Origin of the sequence: Pseudomonas sp. 8 R 14 (assembly GCF_900005955.1) — a bacterium.
Lineage (GTDB): Bacteria > Pseudomonadota > Gammaproteobacteria > Pseudomonadales > Pseudomonadaceae > Aquipseudomonas > Aquipseudomonas marginalis.
Genome location: NZ_CVTH01000055.1, coordinates 189662 through 209058, shown reverse-complemented (window position 1 = coordinate 209058; position 19397 = coordinate 189662). Strand labels below are relative to the sequence as shown.

The window sequence follows — 19397 nt, the reverse complement described above, 5'->3', positions numbered from 1 at the left end:
TGGGGGCTGGCTCGGCTGGCGCTGTTCGCGCGCCGGGGTGCCTTCACGGGGCTTCTGCTCACGGGCCGGGCGTTCGCCACGGCCGTTTGTTGGCGCTTTTTCCTTGCCGCCCTTGTCCTTGCCCTTGTCGCGACGACCACCGCCACCACCGCCGCCGTTCGGGCCATCGCCCTTCGGACCGCGTGGGTTGCGTGGGTTACGCACGTCCGGACGTTCGCGCACTTCAGGCTTTTCGGCCTCAACGGCGCTGGCATCGAAGCCCATCAGGTCGCCATCGGCGATTTTCTGCTTGGTCATGCGTTCGATGCTTTTCAGCAGTTTCTCTTCGTCCGGGGCAACCAGGGAAATGGCTTCACCCGAACGCCCGGCACGGCCGGTACGGCCGATACGGTGCACGTAGTCTTCGTCGACGTTTGGCAGCTCGAAGTTGACCACGTGTGGCAACTGGTCGATGTCCAGGCCGCGGGCGGCGATATCGGTGGCGACCAGGATGCGCACTTCACCGGCCTTGAAGTCGGCCAGGGCCTTGGTGCGGGCGTTCTGGCTCTTGTTGCCGTGGATGGCGACGGCGGTGAGGCCGTGCTTGTCCAGGTACTCGGCCAGGCGGTTGGCGCCGTGTTTGGTGCGGGTGAACACCAGCACCTGTTCCCAGGCGCCGGCGGTGATCAGGTGCGCCAGCAATGAACGCTTGTGGCTGGCGGCCAGGCGGAATACGCGTTGCTCGATACGCTCGACCGTGGTGTTCGGCGGCGTGACTTCGATGCGTTCCGGGTTGTGCAGCAGCTTGCCGGCCAGGGCGGTGATGTCGTTGGAGAACGTTGCCGAGAACAGCAGGTTCTGACGTTTGGCCGGCAGGCGGGCGAGGACCTTCTTCACGTCATGGACAAAGCCCATGTCGAGCATGCGGTCGGCTTCGTCCAGCACGAGGATTTCCACGTGGGACAAATCAACGCTGCCTTGGCCGCACAGGTCGAGCAAACGACCGGGGCACGCCACCAGCACGTCAACACCACGGGACATGGCCTGAACCTGTGGGTTCATGCCGACGCCGCCGAAGATGCAGGCGCTGACGAACTTCAGGTCGCGGGCATACAGCTTGAAGCTGTCGTGCACCTGGGCGGCGAGTTCGCGGGTAGGGGTCAGGACCAGTACGCGCGGTTGGCGCGGGCCGTGACGCTGGGATTTGTCCGGATGACCGTTGGGGAACAACCGCTCCAGAATCGGGAGGGCGAAGCCGCCGGTTTTACCCGTACCTGTCTGAGCCGCAACCATCAGGTCGCGACCTTGCAACACGGCGGGAATAGCCCGCTGTTGCACCGGAGTAGGCTCGGTATAGCCCGCTGCCTCGATGGCGCGGACTAAAGCCTCGGAGAGACCGAGGGAAGCAAAGGACATGAGTAATCCTGTTTTAGTTAGGGCTTGGCCCAGAGGGATAATCTTGCCGGGCGCGAATGGCGCTTAGGGGAGCGCAATCCCGTCCGGTCCTGCTGCGTCTGGCGGGCACTCCACCGGCTCGCGCGGGCTGAAAGCTGCGCAGTAGCGGGGTTGGGTGCCTTTTTCAGGACCTCAGCGGCCGGGCGTAAGCCTGGCGGAAAGGCCGGAGTATAACAGAGCAATCACTGTGCGCCGCTTTCCTGCTGCTCAACGGTGTGTCCGGACGCTGTTTTGGCTTGGGTTCCACCATATTTGGCGCTTAAGACGGCGTAGGCCGGCTCCTGTTTGAAACGCTTGAGTTCGGCGGCAAAGCGTTGCACCAGCAGGTCCATCCCCGCGCCACGGCGTACGGCGAGGTACTGCTGCTGGCGGCTGACCACGACGGGGGCCTGGCTGACCTTGCCTTCCAGGCCCAGGGCCTTGATCACATGCTGGCCGACCCGGCGGTCGGTGATCAGCAGGTCGATGCGTCCCAACAGCAATTTACCGAAGTTGGCCTCGTGGCTGGGGGCCGGCTCGCGGCTGAACCGGGTGGAGTCGCTGAATGGCGCGCCGTACAGATAGCCTGGCGACGTGCCGACAGTGAGGCCGTCCAGCTCGTCGAGGCCTTGGACCGGGTGAGGGTGTGCGTTGGCGTAGAACATCACGAATTCCACTTCCGACAACGGTTCGCTGGGGTACAGCAGCAGTGCGTCGCGTTCGTGGCTGTGGAAAATATCCAGTGCGCCATCGGCATGGCCCTGATCGAGCATGGCCAGGCAGCGCTTCCAGGGCAGGAACTGCCATTGCACATCGACCCCCAGGCGCTGGAACACGATCACCGTGGTTTCGTAGTCCAGCCCGCGCATGGCGCCGTGTTCCTCATACACGTAAGGCGCCCAGGGCTCGGTGACAATGCGCAATTTCTCGCCATAAGCGGCCAGGCTCAAGCAAGTAAAAAGCGCAACGGTCAACAGCTTCAGAATGACGGGCATGCCCCGAGGTTACGACGCCCGTGCGCTAAAGAGAAGCGCTGGCACACCCATCTGCGGGCGACGCTATTTTGTCGGTGAGGTCATCAGGTGTTCATAGATGGCTGCACGTCGCTCGCCCAGAATCAGGCGCACCACTGGGTTGGCGAACCAATGTTCGAGCTGGTGCGCATCGACCGGGCTTTTTTGCCGCTCCTCCTGATTCTGCAGGGCCTTTTCCCACCAAATCGGGCCACAGGCCTGGTCGAATTCATTTTCGTGCTCGTAGCAGCCGTAGAGGATTTCGCGGATGAACTGCTGCTTGCGTTTGGGCAAGGCCAGGGTGATCAGCTTGTACATCAAGCGTTGCAGTCGGGGCGGGCGGGGCAGGTGGGCAGACACATTGCGGGTGTCGGCCAGGGCTTTGGCGCAGATAGGGTCTGCGGCGTGCTTGGTGACCCACGCCTTGACCTTGGCCCGGAACAACTGCTTGCGGCTCCAGTAGTGGTGGATCAGGTCGGGGCACTGGCGCACATTGAGCGTACGGTAAGCGGCCACCGACAGGCAGAACTCTTCCAGGGTGTAGGCACCGTGGGCCATCGGGAACAGCTCGTCCATCAACTCGATCGAGCGATCAAGGATGTGCGCATCTTGCCGGGTCAGGCCCATGACGCCGGAGTTGAGCAGCCACATGTCGTCGTCGGCCAGGCCTTTGTCTGCAAGGTGCCTGGCCAGTGCTTCATACAGCACGCTTTCGCGGTTGTCGCCGTACTTGGCGTGGAAGGCATTGCACAGCACGGTGTCGGGCGCGACACGTTCGAACAGCGCCATGGGCGAGTCGTGAAAAAAGGTGTCGGTGTCGATCAACAGCGCCCGTTCCGCTGTTTCCAGCACCTGGCGCAACAGCACGTGCTTGGTGCGGAAATGGTAGCCGTGGGGCTCGCTCCAGCGTTTGCGCGTGGCGTCGTCCAGGGTGTGAACCTGCACCGGCAAGCCGCGATAGGGGGCCGGATTGTCGCTGAACACCTGGATGTCCAATGGCATGTCCTGGGGGCCGCCCAGGTGGGCCAGGGCACTGGCGATGCTGAATACGGCTTCCTGATGATAGGTCTCGGCGCCGAATACCAGGTACACCAGTTGCGGGCGGGGAGTCGGGGACGCTGTATTCATGTACTGCAGGCTTCCTTTCCAGGGGGTATGTAGACGAAAAAAGCCCCCGTGATAACGAGGGCTGGGTACAGCGATTAAACCGGCCTAGCGTGGCAGTTTAAGGTTGTTCCAGATCGCGAGGCTTGGTTCAGCCTGGTTCAGGGTATAGAAGTGCAGGCCTGGCGCGCCACCTTGCAACAATTCTTCACACATATTGCTGATCACCTGTTCGCCGAACGCCTGGATGCTCTTGACGTCGTCGCCATAGGCTTCCAGTTGCTTGCGCACCCAACGTGGGATTTCAGCACCGCAGGCGTCGGAGAAGCGCGCCAGCTTGCTGTAGTTGGTGATCGGCATGATGCCCGGCACGATCGGGATGTTCACGCCCATGGCGCGTACACGCTCGACGAAGTAGAAATAGCTGTCGGCGTTGAAGAAGTACTGGGTGATCGCACTATTGGCGCCGGCGTTGGCCTTGCGCACGAAGTTCTGCAGATCGTCTTCGAAATTACGCGCCTGGGGGTGCATCTCCGGGTAAGCCGCCACTTCGATATGGAAGTGATCGCCGCTTTCTTCGCGAATGAAGCTCACCAGGTCATTGGCGTAGCGCAGCTCACCGCTGGCCATGCCCATGCCGGACGGCAAGTCGCCACGCAGGGCAACGATGCGCTTGATGCCGGCGGCCTTGTATTGGGTCAGCAGGCCGCGCAGGTCGGCCTTGCTGTCGCCCACGCAGGACAAATGCGGAGCGGCGGGAATTTTGACTTCGCTTTCAAGCTGCAACACGGTGTTGATCGTACGATCGCGGGTCGAGCCGCCGGCGCCGTAGGTGCAGGAGAAGAAGTCGGGGTTGTAGCTGGCCAACTGCTTGGCAGTCGCCATCAGTTTTTCATGCCCAGCATCGGTCTTGGTGGGGAAGAACTCGAAGCTGTAGCGACGGTCTTGGGACATGGTCATACCCTTTGAAACTCAGAAGCCGACTGTGCAACCCATCTGCACTGTAGGAGCGAGCTTGCTCGCGAAGAACGTCAACGATAACGCGTAGAAACAGGATGTACGCGGTGTCCTTGAGTTTTTCGCGAGCAAGCTCGCTCCCACAGGTAGAGCAGGTTGGGCTGATTACTTAGTAGCGGTAAGCGTGCGGCTTGAACGGACCTTCGACGGTCACGCCGATGTAGTCGGCCTGGGTCTTGGTCAGCTGAGTTACCACGCCACCGAAGCCGCGGACCATTTCCAGGGCCACTTCTTCGTCGAGTTTCTTCGGCAGTACTTCCACGGTCAGGCGCTCGGCTTTCTGGGCTGGCGACAGGTCGGCGTATTTCTGGCCGAACAGGAAGATCTGGGCCAGTACCTGGTTGGCGAACGAGCCGTCCATGATGCGGCTTGGGTGGCCGGTGGCGTTGCCCAGGTTAACCAGGCGGCCTTCGGCCAGCAGGATCAGGTAGTCGTCGTTCTGTGGGTCGAAAGCGCCAGCGCCGGTACGGTGAACCTTGTGTACCTGCGGCTTCACTTCTTCCCACGCCCAGTTCTTGCGCATGAAAGCGGTGTCGATCTCGTTGTCGAAGTGACCGATGTTGCACACCACGGCGCGCTTCTTCAGGGCCTTGAGCATGTTGGCATCGCAGACGTTGACGTTACCGGTGGTGGTCACGATCAGGTCGATCTTGCCCAGCAGGGCCTTGTCGATGCTGGCTTCGGTGCCGTCATTGACGCCATCGATGAACGGCGAAACCACTTCGAAACCGTCCATGCAGGCTTGCATGGCGCAGATCGGGTCGACTTCGGAGACTTTGACGATCATGCCTTCCTGGCGCAGGGATTGGGAAGAACCCTTGCCCACGTCGCCGTAGCCGATCACCAGGGCTTGCTTGCCCGACAGCAGGTGGTCGGTGCCGCGCTTGATGGCATCGTTCAGGCTGTGACGGCAGCCGTACTTGTTGTCGTTCTTGCTCTTGGTCACCGAGTCGTTGACGTTGATGGCCGGGATTTTCAGCTCGCCCTTGGCCAGCATGTCCAGCAGGCGGTGCACGCCGGTGGTGGTTTCTTCGGTCACGCCGTGGACGCGGTCGAGGATCTGTGGGTACTTCTTGTGCAGCAGCTCGGTCAGGTCGCCGCCGTCGTCGAGGATCATGTTGGCATCCCAAGGCGCGCCATCTTTAAGGATGGTTTGCTCCAGGCACCACTCGTACTCTTCTTCGGTCTCGCCTTTCCAGGCGAATACCGGGATACCGGCAGCGGCGATGGCGGCAGCGGCCTGGTCTTGCGTCGAGAAGATGTTGCAGGACGACCAACGCACTTCGGCACCCAGGGCAACCAGGGTTTCGATCAGCACGGCAGTCTGGATGGTCATGTGGATGCAGCCGAGGATCTTCGCGCCTTTGAGCGGTTGCTCGGCGGCGTACTTGCGACGCAGGCCCATCAAGGCTGGCATTTCGGATTCGGCGATAAAGGTTTCGCGACGGCCCCAGGCGGCGAGGGACATGTCGGCGACTTTGTAGTCGTTGAAATCTGCAGGCGTAATTACAGCGCTCATGAAGAGCCTCCATTCGTAGTGTGCGAATGGGCGCCGTTGTGCGTTTAGTATCAGGCCAGGGCAACCAGGCCGGACAACGCCCCATCCGAGCCTGACAGGTTGAACCTGCTGCAGCGCCCCTCGGACAGGTGGCGGGAGAAACGGTATCAACTGAAGATGACCGTTTTGAAGCGGGGCGATTATAGCCGTGTACGCGGCACTTCCCAAGCCTTTCTGTCGGCCATATGAAGATCGCACATGGGGTTGATAGGCAATGGCGCATAGAGCTTGGGGGCGGGCTCTGCCATGATGTTGCCCATCATTCGGCAAGACGCTTTGGAGTGACCATGAACTTCCACACCCGCAAATGGGTAAAACCTGAAGACCTCAACCCCAACGGCACCCTGTTCGGTGGCAGCCTGCTGCGCTGGATCGACGAAGAAGCGGCCATCTACGCCATCGTCCAACTGGGCAACCAGCGCGTGGTGACCAAGTACATCTCCGAAATCAACTTTGTCAGCGCCTCGCGCCAGGGCGACATCATCGAACTCGGGATCACTGCTACCGAGTTTGGCCGCACCTCCATCACCCTGACCTGTGAAGTGCGCAACAAGATCACCCGCAAAAGCATCCTCACCGTGGAAAAAATGGTCTTCGTCAACCTTGGCGAGGACGGTTTGCCCGCACCTCATGGGCGCACCGAGATCAAGTACGTCAAGGACCAGTTCCAGGAAGATGGCATCCGCGAGTAAACCTGCGCCGGGCCAGTGAACGCTCTTGATCAACCATAGGTCGTACCTGAACATCGCCCCCCGTTCAGGTACCACCATGGCCACGCAAGAAGACGGCAAGACCCCGAACCTGTCCCAGGAAGAGCAGCAGGACGTCGACAAGAACCAGCCGCCCCGCGCGGCGGTGCTGCATGAAATTATCCGCACCCAGGGCGATCAGGAGTTGGAGCGCAGCGTCGCCGCCTTGTGGTGGTCGGCATTGGCAGCCGGCCTGACCATGGGCCTGTCATTGATGGCCATGGGGCTGCTCAATTCACGCCTTCCGGACGGAGAGGCCTTCAAGGTGATCGCCAGCTTCGGCTACTGCGCAGGCTTTCTCGCGGTGATCCTGGCGCGCCAGCAACTGTTCACCGAAAACACCCTGACCGCCGTGCTGCCGGTGATGAGCAAGCCAACCCTGGCAAATGCCGGGCGCCTGTTGCGGCTGTGGTCGGTGGTGCTGGTGGGCAACCTCTGCGGCACGCTGTTGGTGGCGTATGTGATGCTGCATCTGCCGATCTTCGACACCAAGACCGACCTGGCCTTCCTCGAAATCGGGCGCAAGATCATGGAAAACGACGCCAGCCAGATGTTCGCCAAGGGCATCGTCTCCGGCTGGATGATCGCCACCATGGTGTGGATGATCCCGTCGATGGAAAGCGCCAAGATGTGGATCATCATTCTGATCACCTACCTGATGGCCCTGGGGGATTTCACCCATATCGTGGTGGGTTCGGCGGAAGTGTCGTACCTGGTGTTTGCCGGCGAGTTGCCGTGGAAGGATTTCTGGCTGGTGTTTGCCGGCCCCACACTGGCCGGCAATATCATCGGTGGCAGCTTTATCTTTGCGTTGATCAGTCATGCGCAGATTCGCAGCGAAAGCAAGGCACCTTCTGCTACTCACTCCGGCGCACGGGAGCAGCTTTCCCAGAGTAAGAAAAAGGCCTGATCTCGCCCCGCAAAGACTCAAACGGGTTCTTTGCGAGGCACCTGGACCAGGACTTTCAGACTTTGAGCGACGCGCTGGCAGACTCGGTGGCAATTGTGCGGTCAGGTGCATTCAGCCGCCCCTCCCACCGGGCAATAACCAATGGCGCCAGCGCGTTGCCCAGCACATTCAATGCTGTGACCGGCATATCCATCAGGCGATACACGCCTGCAATGATCGCCACTCCTTCCACGGGCAGACCCGCGGCGGTCAAGGTCGCGGTAAGGATGATAAACATGAAGCCCGGTACGCCCGCCGCGCCCTTTGATGTCAACACCATGATCAATACCAGCATTCCCTGATCAGCCAGGCTCAAGTCAATGCCATACGCCTGGGCGATGAACAACGTGCCCAACGCAGCAAAAAGCGAAGCGCCATCCAGGTTGAACGAGTAGCCCAGCGGGATAACCATGCTGGTAATAGGGCGCGGGGCGCCGTAGCGCTCCATTTTTTCGATCAATTGAGGCATGACTGTTGCTGACGCAGCGCTGCTATAGGCCAGCAATAATTCACTGCGTATCTCCCGCACCAAGTGGAAAAAGCCGACCCCCGCCAATCGTGCAACTGCTCCCAATACGCACAATGCAAATAACAGCACTGCGACATAAGTCGTGCCGATCAGTTTGGCCAGCGGCAGCAAGGCACTGAGGCCAAAGCTGGCGACGGTGACTGCGATCAGCCCGAAAATGCCGATTGGTGAGTAATGCATGACCAGATGGGTGACTTTGAACATGGTGTCGGAGATGGCCTGCATCACACCGATCAGGGGGGCCTTGCGCTGCTCGGGCAGCATAGACAAGGCGCAGCCGAACAGGATGGCGAAAAACAGCACGGAGAGCAGCTTGCCCTGCGACATGGCCAAGACGATGTTATCCGGCACAATCGCCAATAGCGTTTGCCCCAGATTCTGCGTTTTGCCGTAGGCGGCCAGTTCTGTTACTGGCGTCTGCAACGTACTGCCAAATTCGGCACCTGAGCCGGGCTCGACGACGTTTCCAACGATCAGACCAAAGACGATTGCAACACTGGTGATCGTGAAGAAGTAAACGAAGGTCTTCACGCCGACGCGTCCCAAGGCGGCAGGATTTCCCATGCCGGCAATGCCGACTGTCATGCAAGCGAAGACCAGAGGCACGACGATCATCTTCATCAGCTTGATAAACAAGTCGCCTGCCGGTTGCAGCAGATTGTCGATGAACCAGATCTTGTGTTCGGGAAACTGGTTGAGAAGGATGCCGACGATTATCCCGGCGGCCAGACCGATCATGATACGGGTGACAAGGCTGGATGGTTTTTTGGTGGTCATGTGGGTGCCCCTTATTGTTGTAGATATCAGGGATTTATTGAGCGAACAGCCCGGCGAAGTCCTTGAACCCTTTCACCTCGATGGGGTTGCCGCTGGGGTCAAGGAAAAACATCGTGCGTTGCTCGCCTGGCTCGCCAGCGAAGCGGATCACGGGCGGAATCTCGAAACATGTGCCCAGGTGGGCAAGCCGTTCGGCAAGCGTCAACCATTCCTCAAGCGGTAACACCACGCCGAGATGCGGCATCAGGACATGATGCTCACCGACCAGCCCGGTACGCGTGGTGGGAAACGGCGTCCCCAGGTGCAGTGAAAGCTGGTTCCCGAAAAAATCGAAGTCGATCCAGGTCTCGCTGCTACGGCCTTCCGTGCAGCCCAAAACATCTCGATAAAAAATGCGCGCCTGATTTAGGTCGTAAACATGATATGCAGCGTGGAAAGGTCTGTTCATGGGAGGGATCTCTGTGTGGGAGAGCCCTCAAATTAAACAGGCCGTGTACCCGGGTAAAACGGGTTCGCCTTGGTCTGAGCGAAAGGAAAACTTATGGATGTTCGATTCCTGAGAAGTCTGGTCGCCGTCATTGAAGCCGGCTCCATTGCAGCGGCCGCGCGACGTGAAAACCGTACCGCAGCGGCGATCAGCCAGCGGGTCAAGGCGCTTGAGCGGACGCTGGGGTGCACGCTGCTTATGCGCACTGCGCATGCCGCGTGGCCCTCGGACCAATGCCTATTGTTGTTACCAAAAATTCAAGCAGTCATTGAGCAGGCGCGCGAGTTGCAGGAGGACCTGAGCCAGGATGGCTTGTCGGGAGAGATCAAGATCGGTGCCATTTCGACGGCATTGACCGGCGTCTTGCCGGGGGCGATAGAGCGACTGGCGTTGTCGGCACCTGGGCTGAGGCTGAAGATCACACCGGGAGACTCCAGAAGCCTCTATGAGAGATTGCTGGCCCAGGAGCTGGACGCGGCGATTCTTGTCAGGCCACCCTTTCAGCCACCCAAGGCTTTGGCGACGACCTTGTTGCGGGCTGAACCTCTGATTCTGATTGCCCCCGCTGAGTGGGGCACGCAAACGTTAGAAGCATTGCTGCGCGAGCGATCATTCATTCGCTACGACGCTCGCTCGTGGGGTGGGCAGATTGCCCAGCGTTTCCTCGATGAACAGTCCTTTGATCCGCAGGTGTTGTGTGAGCTGGATGCCTTGGAAACCATCGTCATGTTGGTCGCCCAAGGCATGGGTGTATCACTGGTACCGCAGTGGGCAGGGATGTCTCGCAATGGCCTGTGTGTCTTGCCGGTCGACGACGCGCCGCGCTATGCGCGGGATCTGGTCGTCATGCATAGCTCGACGCCGCGCCGCCCACTGGCGATGCGACACTTGCTTGAACACCTGTGCAATTGCAGTGCACCCGTAGGCAAACGTGTGGTGTAGCGAGGTAAATCCTCACCGCTTCACTGAGGCTCGGCTACGCGCTTTACGACTCGGCCAATGGTCAAGCCCTGCACCAGGATCGACGACAGCACCACGATGTAGGTGATGCTCAGCAGCAGATCGCGCTCCGGGCCCAGCGGCAGGGCCAGCGCTAGAGCCACCGAGACCCCGCCGCGCAGGCCGCCCCAGGTCAGGATACGGATGGTGCCGCGCGGCACCGTACGCCAGCGGCGCAGCAACAGGATCGCCGGCGCCACGGTCAGCAGGCGCGACAGCAGGATCGCCACCGCCAGCAAACCGGCCGCGAACACGTGCAGCCAGTTGAACGGCAACAGCAGCAGCTCCATGCCGATCAGCGCAAACAGCAGCGCGTTGAGCATGTCGTCCAACAATTCCCAGAAGCCGTCCAGGTAGCGCCGGGTCATGTCGTTCATCGCCAGCTTGCGTCCCAGGTTGCCGATGATCAGCCCGGCCACCACCATCGCGATCGGTGCGGAGACGTGCAGTTCGGTGGCCATCGCCGAGCCGCCGATGACCAGGGCGAGGGTCAGCATCACTTCGATCTGGTGCTGTTCGATGCTCTTGATCATCAGGTACACCAGATAGCCGATCAGCCCGCCGAAGACCACGCCGCCAATTGCCTCATGGGCGAACAGCAAGGCCGTGGCGCCCACGGTAGGCGTCTCGCCCAACTGCGCGATGCCCAGCAATACGGTAAACACCACCACCGCCGTGCCGTCGTTGAACAGGCTCTCGCCCACAATCGTGGTCTTCAGCGGTTTCGACGCATTGGCGGTTCGCAGCACGCCCAGTACCGCAATGGGGTCGGTGGGCGAGATCAGTGCGCCGAACAACAGGCAGTACAGGAAGCTCACGTGCCAGCCAAACAGGGCGAAGATGTAATACGCCAGGCTGCCGATCACCACGGTGGCGATCAACACACCGAAGGTTGCCAGCAGGCCGATGGGCCAGCGGTAGCTGCGCAGGTCGTTCAAGTTGACGTGCAAGGCGCCGGCGAACAGCAGGAACGACAGCATCCAGTTCATCAGCAGGTCGCCGAAGTCGATCTGGCCGATCAATTGCTGGATGCGCTCCTCAAGGCCTGGGTAGCCGAGCAGGCTCAGGCCTTGCAGGATCAGGGAGAACAGCAGGGCCGTGACCATCACGCCGATGGTGGGCGGCAGGCCGATAAAGCGGAAGTTCACATAGGTGAGCAGGGTAGTGAGGCAAATGAAGGCGGCGACAAGTTCAAGCATCCGGGGTCCTTGGAAGGTGGGGGGTTGTTAGTGGGGGATGGACCGCAGTGGCGGCGTGAGGTTGCAAGGTCTTGGGTGAAAGTGCGGTAGAACCTTTCGGTAGCGCGCGGCTCATAGCGGTTAGGTGCGATATTGAGTTTTTAGTGCTAGAACTCTAATCGCTGCATAAAACGACAAAAGGACTGAGTGATGACGGCTGCTTTCTGGTGTGTGTTGATCGCGATTTTTCTGCCTTACCTGTGCACGGGCGTGGCCAAGTTCAGTGGCGGCAAGTTCGGGCCGCGGCAGAACCACGACCCGCGTGCTTTCCTGGATACCCTTGAAGGGTTTGCCAAGCGCGCCCACAGTGCGCAGCTCAACAGCTTTGAAGTGACGCCCGCGTTTGCCGCCGCGGTGATTATCGCCCACCTGGCCGGCACGGCCGAACTGGTGACCATCAATGTGCTGGCCGTGCTGTTTATCACCAGCCGCCTGCTCTACATCATTTGCTACCTCGCCGACTGGGCGATACTGCGCTCGCTGGTGTGGGCGGTGGGCATGGTGTTGATTGCGAGCTTCTTCTTCGTGTCGATCTGAACCGGTTTCTGTAGGAGCGAGCTTGCTCGCGAAGAACGAACAGACGACGCGGGCTGCCAGAAAGCGCTGCGTTATCGTTGACGTTTTTCGCGAGCAAGCTCGCTCCTACGGTGTGTTTTCGGCGAGTGTCAGGTTCCGGTGGGTACATCCGGCACCTGCGGCAACGCCGCGCCCTTGGGCCATAGCATCCAGATCTGCCCTTGCTGCTTCATATTTCCCGCCAGCTCTCCGGCAGCGTCACCCGTGCCCCAGAACAAATCCGCGCGCACTTCTCCGGTGATTGCACCGCCGGTGTCCTGCGCGGCGACGGGGCGTGCCAATGGCGAGCCGTCGGGCTTGGTAGTCGACAGCCACAACAGGCTGCCCAACGGAATCACCTTGCGATCCACTGCTACGCTGTAGCCAGCGGTCAACGGCACATTCAGCGAACCGCGCGGGCCTTCATTACTGTCGGGGCGAGCGCTGAAGAAGACGTAGCTGGGGTTGCTCGCCAGCAGTTCCGGGATGCGCTCCGGGTGCGCCTTGGCCCAAGCGCTGATGGCGCCCATGGTCACGTCTTCTTTCTTCAACTCGCCTTGCTCCACCAGCCAACGGCCGATAGGGCGATAGGGGTAGCCGTTCTGGTCGCCGTAACCGACGCGCAGCTGGCGCCCGTCCTTGAGTTGAATGCGCCCCGAGCCCTGGATCTGCAGGAATTGCAGGTCCATCGGGTTGGTCAGCCAGGCAATCGGCTTGGCGGTGGAGCCTTGGCCGTTGATGGCGCTGGCATCGTCATAGGGTTTGAGCACGCGGCCTTCGAGGCGGCCGCGCAGGCGCTTGCCCTTGAGCTCCGGGTAGATGCTTTCCAGATTGACGATGATCAGGTCATCCGGCACGCCATACACGGGTACGTGAGCGGCGGCGGTCTTGGTCAGGCTGCCGGGGTAGACCGGTTCGTAGTAGCCGGTGATCAAGCCGTTGGGGGTGTTGTCAGCCGAACGCAGGCCGAACACATCCAGGCGCTCCTTGAGAAAACCGCGCACCGCCACGGCATCGGCTGGCACGGGACCCGCTGCTGCGCAGGTGGCCCCCCATATAGGGTCGGCCTTGAGGCGTTGGCAGGCGCTGCGCCAGGATTCGAAGCCGGCCAGCAGGTCGCTGTCGGACACGGCGGGCAACGCCTCCCAGGGAGCGCTTACATAGGTGGCGACGGCGTGGGGCTTGGCAGCTTCTTCTTTAGCCGTGTCTTTACCGCTGTCCTTGCCCGCGTCACAGCCTGCCAGCAGTGCAATCATCGGCAGAGCCCATGCCAGGCGGCGGCTCCAGTGTTTCAATGTGAGATTCATACAAACGGTTCCTGAAGCGATTGCCCGCGCCGTAGCGCCTGTGGGCAACCCTTATTATTAATAGGGCTATTGGTCTTTACGGGCAGGGCGAGGATACTGGCCGCCGTTTCCCGTGACCTGAGCCACCATGACTTTTAAAAAAATGACGCTTGTGCTGTTGGCCTGCCTGGCACTGTTCGCCTGCGGCGGCGTCGATCCGAATTCGCCCCTGGGCCAGCGCAAGGCGATCTTCAAGCAAATGCTCAAGACCGCTGAAGACCTGGGCGGCATGTTGCGCGGGCGCATTGCCTTCGATGGCGCGAAATTCGCCGAAGGCGCGGTCAAGCTCGATGCGCTGTCCCATGAACCGTGGAAACATTTTCCGAGCGTACGCGAAGAGGATCACACCAGCGCCAAGGACGACGTGTGGCAAAAACAGGCGCAGTTCCAGCAACTGGCCCGCGATCTGGAAGCGGCCACCGGTGAGTTGGTGAGCTCCAGCCAGGTGCAGCCCTACAAGGCCAGCAACCTTACGCCTGCCGTACAGAAAGTCGAAGATGCCTGCAGTGCCTGCCATAAACAATTTCGCGACCACTGACCGGTTTTACTGGTCGAGTTCTTCCACGGCGTCCTGCAGTTCCTTGCGTGACTCGGCGAGCTTGTCCTTGCGCTTGTTGATCTTGTCCGCGTCGCCTTTTTTCATCGCCTTGTCGAGGTCGGCCTGACGGCGGCTGACGTCGTGCTTGGCGTCGAGTACCTTGTTTTCGCGCTCCTTCCTCAAGGCGGCATCCGTGCAGTTGGCGGTGACTTCGCTCAGGGCTTTTTCCAGGCCGGCTTGCTGGTCGCTGTTGCCGTGGGCCTTGGCTTGTTCGATCTGGGTGCTGATGGCCTGGCGCTTGGCGGCGCAGCCGGTGAGTGGGGTGGCTTCTTCGGCGGCCAGCAGTGGTGTGGCCATGAAGCTTGCGACGGTCAGCAGGGCAAAAGGGGCGAGGAATTTCATGTGGAGCTCCGGGGTCGCAAATAGCAGGGTGAATTCTGCTGTGATTTAAAGGTGGCTGGGTCGGGTTCAAAACCCGTCTATTCCGGCCACACGTAATGTTTCAGCCAATGTCTGTACGTGTGGGTCGCGAAAAAAAGCGCTCAGTTGCGCTGCGCGACCCGGGCCGATGCCATCGATGGCCAGCCAGGCCTGTGTGTCTCTGGCGACCAGCGTCTGCCAGTTGCCCTCCAGGTTGCCGCGTGCCGCAGGCGGTACACCCAAGGCCTTGAGCCATTGTGCGAAGGGGCGTTGCCGAGCGCTGTGAAGGCTGTCGAGCAGCCGCGTGCGGCTGCGCTCACCGAAGCCATCAATGTTAGCAAGCTCTGCCGCATCCAGGGTTAACCAATCGAGAAAGCCTGCGATTAGACCGGCCTGGATCAATATGTTCCACGTCTCGTGGCCTATGTGTGGCAATGCCAGGCCCTGGTTGCCGCTCAGCCAGGTAAGGCGTGCGAGCAGCTGTTCTTCGCAGCCGGGGTCCAGTTGCCAGCAACTCAAGGCGTGAAAGTCCCGAGGGTCGGGCACTGGCAGGTCGACCCTGGTGGTATTGCGCAGGATCACCTGGTCCAGCCGAGGGATCACTTGGCCCGCCAGGCTGATGGACACGTGGTCGCCCGGGCGAATATCCAGGGCCTGCCAGCGCTTCAAGGAGCCGGCGCTGACCCGGCTGATCCGGCGGTCGTCCAGGCGCACCGGCTCCAGTTCCAGAATGGGGGTGATGCGTCCGGTGCGGCCGATCTTGAATTGCACCTGGCGTACCAGGGCCAGGGCTTTGGAGGCGGGGTACTTCCAGGCGACCGCCCAATAAGGCGCACTGGCCTGCCAGCGTTCAGCGGGTGCGCGCTGCGCCTGGTGCAGCACCACGCCGTCACTGGCAAAGGGCAGGGGGTGGTTGTACCAATAGGTGCGCCAATGTGCTGCTTCGATGATGTCCTGGACGGGCTGGCTGTAGCGCTGGCTGTCGATGAAACCCCAGCGAGCCAGGGTGGCCAGGCGTTCGGTAAAGGCTGCGGGGCCATTCGGCCAGGCCCAGACAAACAGGCCGATGCCGGCGGCGTCGGTGTCGCGCAGCTGTCGGCGATTCATCAGCCCGGCCACCTTGCTGCGCGCGTTGAGCCCGCCGCGTGCCGATTGCACATGCTCGTCGAGGCGCCAATAAAGTTCGCCTTGCAGCACCAGGTCGATGGGTTCCGGCAGTTGCTGGACAATGCCGGGGATCTTGCGCGCGGAGGCCGACCAGTCCTGGCCCAGCTTGCCATCGCCACGGCTGATCACCTGTTTCAACCGCCCCTGGCGGTACACCAGGGTCACTGCAACGCCGTCCACCTTGGGTTGGATCCATACATCCTGGCGCGTGCCCAGCCAGGCGCCCACGGCTTGCTCATCCAGGCGTTTTTCGAGGCCGGTATGGGCGATTGGGTGCGGCAAGGTACCCCGTGAACTGGCCAGCGGATCATCAGGCGCCGTGGGGGTGGGCACGCACTGGCGCCAGTGGGCCAGACGCTGGCGGGCCTGGTCGTAGAGTTCATCACTGACGGGGGATTGGCCGAGGCGGTGGTAACTGTCGTCCCACAGGCGGATTTGTTCGGCCAGGGTGTCGACCTGGGCCCGGGCCTCATCAGGGCAGTTTTCAGCCCAGGCCGAAAAGGGTAGAGCGCTGAGGAGCAGAGCAATCAGTAAACGCATCATGAGCATCCTTGCTCGGAAGGGGCGCCCAGCCTAAATGATCCGTTCACCCACAAAAAAGCCCCGACGCTGCGGGGCTTTTTACCGGGTGTTTCGGCTTACTTGAACAGGCCGCCCAGCGCTTTCACGGCATCAGGCTTATCAGCCTTGGCTTCCTGGGTTTGCTGCTTGGCGTCGGCTTTGGCCTGGGCTTCGGAGAGTTTGTCACAACCTTTGTTGATCTGGTCTTGCGCTGCTTTGAAGGCCTTCACTTTCAAGCTGTCTTTGCTGGCTTCGGCCGCATCGATCTTGGTTTGCAGGTCTGCGGATTGCTTTTGGCAGTCGCCGGAATTGCCGACACCCAGCTGGGAGCCCAGGGCGCCGCTCAATGCGCTCAGGTCGGCGGCGTGGGCCGGCAGGGCGAACAGGCTGATCAGAAGGGCGGCAGGGGCGAGCGTGGAGATGCGCATGAAAAACCTCAATGTTCGATTGCCTGCGCACTTATGAGTCCCGGGCGGGTGCAGGGCAATATCCAAAATAAGGTGAAGGCCCGAGAGGGCGCGGATTCTAGAGGGCCATTATTGTGCCTGCAAGCTTTGGATCCAAAAAATGTGAAGGCGGTCCCGCAGGCAAGAAAAAGCCCCGCCGGGCAAATCCGGCGAGGCTTTATGTACCGTGGGCGATTACAGGCCGGCGGCAGTGCGCAGGTCGTTGGCGCGGTCGGTTTTTTCCCAGGTAAAGGTGGTGAAGGTGTCGTCCCCGACGGTCTTCTGCGCTGGGGTACGACCGAAGTGGCCGTAGGCTGCGGTTTCCTGGTACATCGGGTGCAGCAGGTCGAGCATGGTGGTGATCGCGTAAGGGCGCAGGTCGAAGATCTCGCGCACCAGCTTGATGATCTTGTCATCGCTGATCTTGCCGGTGCCGAAGGTATTCAGCGAGATCGACGTAGGCTGGGCCACGCCGATGGCGTAGGACACCTGAATCTCGCAACGCTCGGCGAGGCCGGCAGCAACGATGTTCTTGGCCACGTAGCGACCGGCGTAGGCGGCCGAACGGTCAACCTTGGATGGGTCTTTACCGGAGAAAGCGCCACCGCCGTGACGAGCCATGCCGCCGTAGCTGTCGACGATGATCTTGCGACCGGTCAGGCCGCAGTCACCTACCGGGCCGCCAATGATGAACTGGCCGGTCGGGTTGATGTGGAACTGGGTGTCCTTGCTCAGCAGTTCGGCCGGCAGCACGTGCTTGACGATCAGCTCCATCACGCCTTCGCGCAGGTCAGCGTAGGAAACGTCCGGGTTGTGCTGGGTCGACAGTACGACGGCGTCAATGCCGACCACCTTGCCGCCTTCGTAGCGGCAGGTCACCTGGGACTTGGCGTCCGGGCGCAGCCAAGGCAGCACGCCGGATTTACGCGCTTCGGCCTGGCGTTGCACGAGCTGGTGCGAGAAGGTGATCGGGGCTGGCATCAGCACCTCGGTTTCGTTGCTGGCGTAGCCGAACATCAGGCCCTGGTCGCCGGCGCCCTGGTCTTCCGGCTTGGCACGGTCGACGCCCTGGTTGATGTCGGGCGACTGCTTGCCGATGATGTTCATCACGCCGCAGGTCGCACCGTCGAAACCGACGTCGGAGCTGTTGTAGCCGATGTCGGTGATCACGTCACGAACGATCTGCTCCAGGTCAACCCAGGCGGTAGTGGTCACTTCGCCGGCGATGATCGCTACACCGGTTTTCACCAGGGTCTCGCACGCCACACGGGCGAACTTGTCTTCAGCGATGATGGCATCCAGCACCGCATCAGAAATCTGGTCGGCGATTTTGTCCGGATGCCCTTCAGACACGGACTCGGAGGTGAAAAGGGAGTATTCGCTCATCTCGATGTTTTCCTGATATTTACCGATGGTGAGTGTCGCCAGTCGGTCGCTGAAAGTGGCGGACCTGGATCTGGAAACCATTACGTAAACCTACATAGAGGCTTTCCCCGGGAACGAGTCCCGCAGCGGTGGCCCAACGGGCCAGATCGTCCTGTTCAAAACCCAACCAGAGATCACCGCAGGCCTCCCTGGCCCAATTCTGGTTGTGGCTGCATAAATCCGTAACCAACAGGCTACCGCCGGGGTGCAGCAACCCGGCCATTTGCTTTAAAGCGTCGGCGGGGGCGGCGAAATGGTGCAAGACCATGTTCAGCACCACGCAATCGGCCTTGATCGTTGTGCTGCTCAGGGCATCAGCCAACTGCAGGCTGACATTGCCCAACGCCTCGCGCTCACAGAGCTGGCGTGCCAGTTCGAGCATCGCCGGGCTGTTGTCCAGCGCCGTGACCTGCCGAAAGCGGCGTGCCAGTTCCGGCAGGAAGCCGCCATCTCCAGGCCCGACTTCCAGCGCCGTCGCTTCTTCACTGAAGCTCAGCTTGTCCAGCAGCGCCAGTACGCTGTCGCGGTATTGGGCCAGGCCTGCGATCAAGTCCTGCTGGGCGCGAAATTTCTCGGCAACCCGTGCGAAAAAGTCCTGGCTCGCGGCGGCACGTTGCCCGTGGACCTGGCCGATGCGTGATTGCACGTCATGGGGCAGGCTCAGGCTGTCCACTTCCTCAAGCAGGGCCGCGTGCAACTTGCCGCCGAGCAGGTCGGCGTGGGGCAGGGCGCGGCGGTAGAAAATCGCATTGCCTTCGCGGCGGGTGGCGACCAGGTCGGCCTGGGCCAGCACCTTCAGGTGGTGGCTCATGCCCGACTGGCCGATGGCGAAGATCTGTGCCAGTTCCAGTACGCCGAATGAGTCGTTGGTCAGTGCGCGCAATACGTTCAGACGCAATGGGTCGCCAGCGGCCTTGCACAAGGCTGCCAGCTCTTCGCCGTCGTCAGGACGCAGGGTGGGCACGGGTAGGTTCATAAGGCCAGCAGTCTAGTGACGGGTGAGTATCCCCGCAAGGTCAATATCAAAAAGTTTTGATATTGATCGATAAGTGGCGGTTATAAGCAGCCGCTATAACCTTTAGACGAAGCGGTTAAAGGTTTCTGCA

At 61.0% G+C, this 19397-nt stretch carries 19 protein-coding genes and 1 riboswitch; of the genes, 5 read left to right on the top strand and 14 right to left on the bottom strand.

Annotated features, from left to right (window positions below; all coding sequences use genetic code 11):
• The 5 genes from BFQ01_RS12430 to ahcY all read right to left on the bottom strand — a co-directional run.
• The coding region (locus BFQ01_RS12430; RefSeq protein WP_065925504.1) for a DEAD/DEAH box helicase at window positions 1-1395 on the bottom strand (1395 nt) is incomplete at its 3' end.
• 221 nt (window positions 1396-1616) lie between these two features.
• Window positions 1617-2408 carry a substrate-binding periplasmic protein gene (locus tag BFQ01_RS12425; protein WP_065925503.1) on the bottom strand — a complete coding sequence of 264 codons (792 nt, stop codon included), beginning with the start codon at window positions 2406-2408 and terminating at the stop codon, window positions 1617-1619.
• A gap of 63 nt (window positions 2409-2471) precedes the next feature.
• Window positions 2472-3554, bottom strand: a complete 1083-nt coding sequence (locus tag BFQ01_RS12420; protein ID WP_065925502.1) for a hypothetical protein — start codon at window positions 3552-3554, stop codon at window positions 2472-2474.
• Between the two features lie 84 nt (window positions 3555-3638).
• Window positions 3639-4484 (bottom strand): methylenetetrahydrofolate reductase [NAD(P)H], encoded by an 846-nt coding sequence (gene metF / locus BFQ01_RS12415; RefSeq protein WP_065925508.1) that lies wholly within the window; start codon window positions 4482-4484, stop codon window positions 3639-3641.
• A gap of 172 nt (window positions 4485-4656) precedes the next feature.
• Window positions 4657-6066 carry an adenosylhomocysteinase gene (gene ahcY, locus BFQ01_RS12410; RefSeq protein ID WP_053128057.1) on the bottom strand — a complete coding sequence of 470 codons (1410 nt, stop codon included), beginning with the start codon at window positions 6064-6066 and terminating at the stop codon, window positions 4657-4659.
• A gap of 21 nt (window positions 6067-6087) precedes the next feature.
• Window positions 6088-6194: riboswitch (S-adenosyl-L-homocysteine riboswitch) on the bottom strand.
• Window positions 6195-6392: 198 nt separating this feature from the next.
• Between ahcY and BFQ01_RS12405 the strand changes: the two genes are divergently transcribed.
• Together BFQ01_RS12405 and BFQ01_RS12400 are read left to right on the top strand one after the other, a co-directional pair.
• The gene (locus tag BFQ01_RS12405; RefSeq protein WP_065925501.1) at window positions 6393-6797 is read left to right on the top strand and encodes an acyl-CoA thioesterase; all 405 of its coding nucleotides are present in this window, start codon (window positions 6393-6395) and stop codon (window positions 6795-6797) included.
• A 76-nt stretch (window positions 6798-6873) separates the two neighbouring features.
• Complete coding sequence (locus tag BFQ01_RS12400) at window positions 6874-7764, top strand: formate/nitrite transporter family protein (protein ID WP_065925500.1); 891 nt, start codon at window positions 6874-6876, stop codon at window positions 7762-7764.
• Between the two features lie 55 nt (window positions 7765-7819).
• Here the strand turns inward: BFQ01_RS12400 and BFQ01_RS12395 are convergent, their stop codons facing one another.
• Together BFQ01_RS12395 and BFQ01_RS12390 are read right to left on the bottom strand one after the other, a co-directional pair.
• Window positions 7820-9109, bottom strand: a complete 1290-nt coding sequence (locus BFQ01_RS12395; protein ID WP_235865614.1) for a cation:dicarboxylate symporter family transporter — start codon at window positions 9107-9109, stop codon at window positions 7820-7822.
• A 34-nt stretch (window positions 9110-9143) separates the two neighbouring features.
• Window positions 9144-9557: a VOC family protein gene (locus tag BFQ01_RS12390; protein WP_065925499.1), complete on the bottom strand. Its 414-nt coding sequence runs from the start codon at window positions 9555-9557 to the stop codon at window positions 9144-9146.
• 93 nt (window positions 9558-9650) lie between these two features.
• Between BFQ01_RS12390 and BFQ01_RS12385 the strand changes: the two genes are divergently transcribed.
• Window positions 9651-10538, top strand: coding sequence for a LysR family transcriptional regulator (locus tag BFQ01_RS12385; protein ID WP_065925498.1), 888 nt, complete (start codon window positions 9651-9653; stop codon window positions 10536-10538).
• Between the two features lie 20 nt (window positions 10539-10558).
• Here the strand turns inward: BFQ01_RS12385 and BFQ01_RS12380 are convergent, their stop codons facing one another.
• Window positions 10559-11794, bottom strand: coding sequence for a cation:proton antiporter (locus tag BFQ01_RS12380; RefSeq protein WP_065925497.1), 1236 nt, complete (start codon window positions 11792-11794; stop codon window positions 10559-10561).
• A gap of 189 nt (window positions 11795-11983) precedes the next feature.
• On the opposite strand from BFQ01_RS12380, the gene BFQ01_RS12375 reads away from it, so the two are divergent.
• Window positions 11984-12370, top strand: a complete 387-nt coding sequence (locus BFQ01_RS12375) for an MAPEG family protein (protein ID WP_065925496.1) — start codon at window positions 11984-11986, stop codon at window positions 12368-12370.
• Window positions 12371-12498: 128 nt separating this feature from the next.
• Here BFQ01_RS12375 and BFQ01_RS12370 read toward each other — a convergent pair whose 3' ends face one another.
• Window positions 12499-13695, bottom strand: a complete 1197-nt coding sequence (locus BFQ01_RS12370; RefSeq protein ID WP_065925495.1) for a murein transglycosylase A — start codon at window positions 13693-13695, stop codon at window positions 12499-12501.
• Between the two features lie 127 nt (window positions 13696-13822).
• Between BFQ01_RS12370 and BFQ01_RS12365 the strand changes: the two genes are divergently transcribed.
• Window positions 13823-14272 (top strand): c-type cytochrome, encoded by a 450-nt coding sequence (locus BFQ01_RS12365; protein WP_065925494.1) that lies wholly within the window; start codon window positions 13823-13825, stop codon window positions 14270-14272.
• Between the two features lie 6 nt (window positions 14273-14278).
• Here BFQ01_RS12365 and BFQ01_RS12360 read toward each other — a convergent pair whose 3' ends face one another.
• From BFQ01_RS12360 to BFQ01_RS12340, 5 genes are all read right to left on the bottom strand, one after another.
• The gene (locus BFQ01_RS12360; RefSeq protein ID WP_065925493.1) at window positions 14279-14674 is read right to left on the bottom strand and encodes a DUF1090 domain-containing protein; all 396 of its coding nucleotides are present in this window, start codon (window positions 14672-14674) and stop codon (window positions 14279-14281) included.
• Window positions 14675-14740: 66 nt separating this feature from the next.
• Window positions 14741-16402, bottom strand: a complete 1662-nt coding sequence (gene ligB, locus BFQ01_RS12355; protein WP_065925492.1) for an NAD-dependent DNA ligase LigB — start codon at window positions 16400-16402, stop codon at window positions 14741-14743.
• Between the two features lie 95 nt (window positions 16403-16497).
• The gene (locus BFQ01_RS12350) at window positions 16498-16848 is read right to left on the bottom strand and encodes a hypothetical protein (RefSeq protein WP_065925491.1); all 351 of its coding nucleotides are present in this window, start codon (window positions 16846-16848) and stop codon (window positions 16498-16500) included.
• Window positions 16849-17061: 213 nt separating this feature from the next.
• Complete coding sequence (gene metK / locus BFQ01_RS12345) at window positions 17062-18252, bottom strand: methionine adenosyltransferase (RefSeq protein ID WP_065925490.1); 1191 nt, start codon at window positions 18250-18252, stop codon at window positions 17062-17064.
• A 19-nt stretch (window positions 18253-18271) separates the two neighbouring features.
• Window positions 18272-19267: an ArsR/SmtB family transcription factor gene (locus BFQ01_RS12340; protein WP_027606041.1), complete on the bottom strand. Its 996-nt coding sequence runs from the start codon at window positions 19265-19267 to the stop codon at window positions 18272-18274.
• Window positions 19268-19397 lie beyond the last annotated feature (130 nt).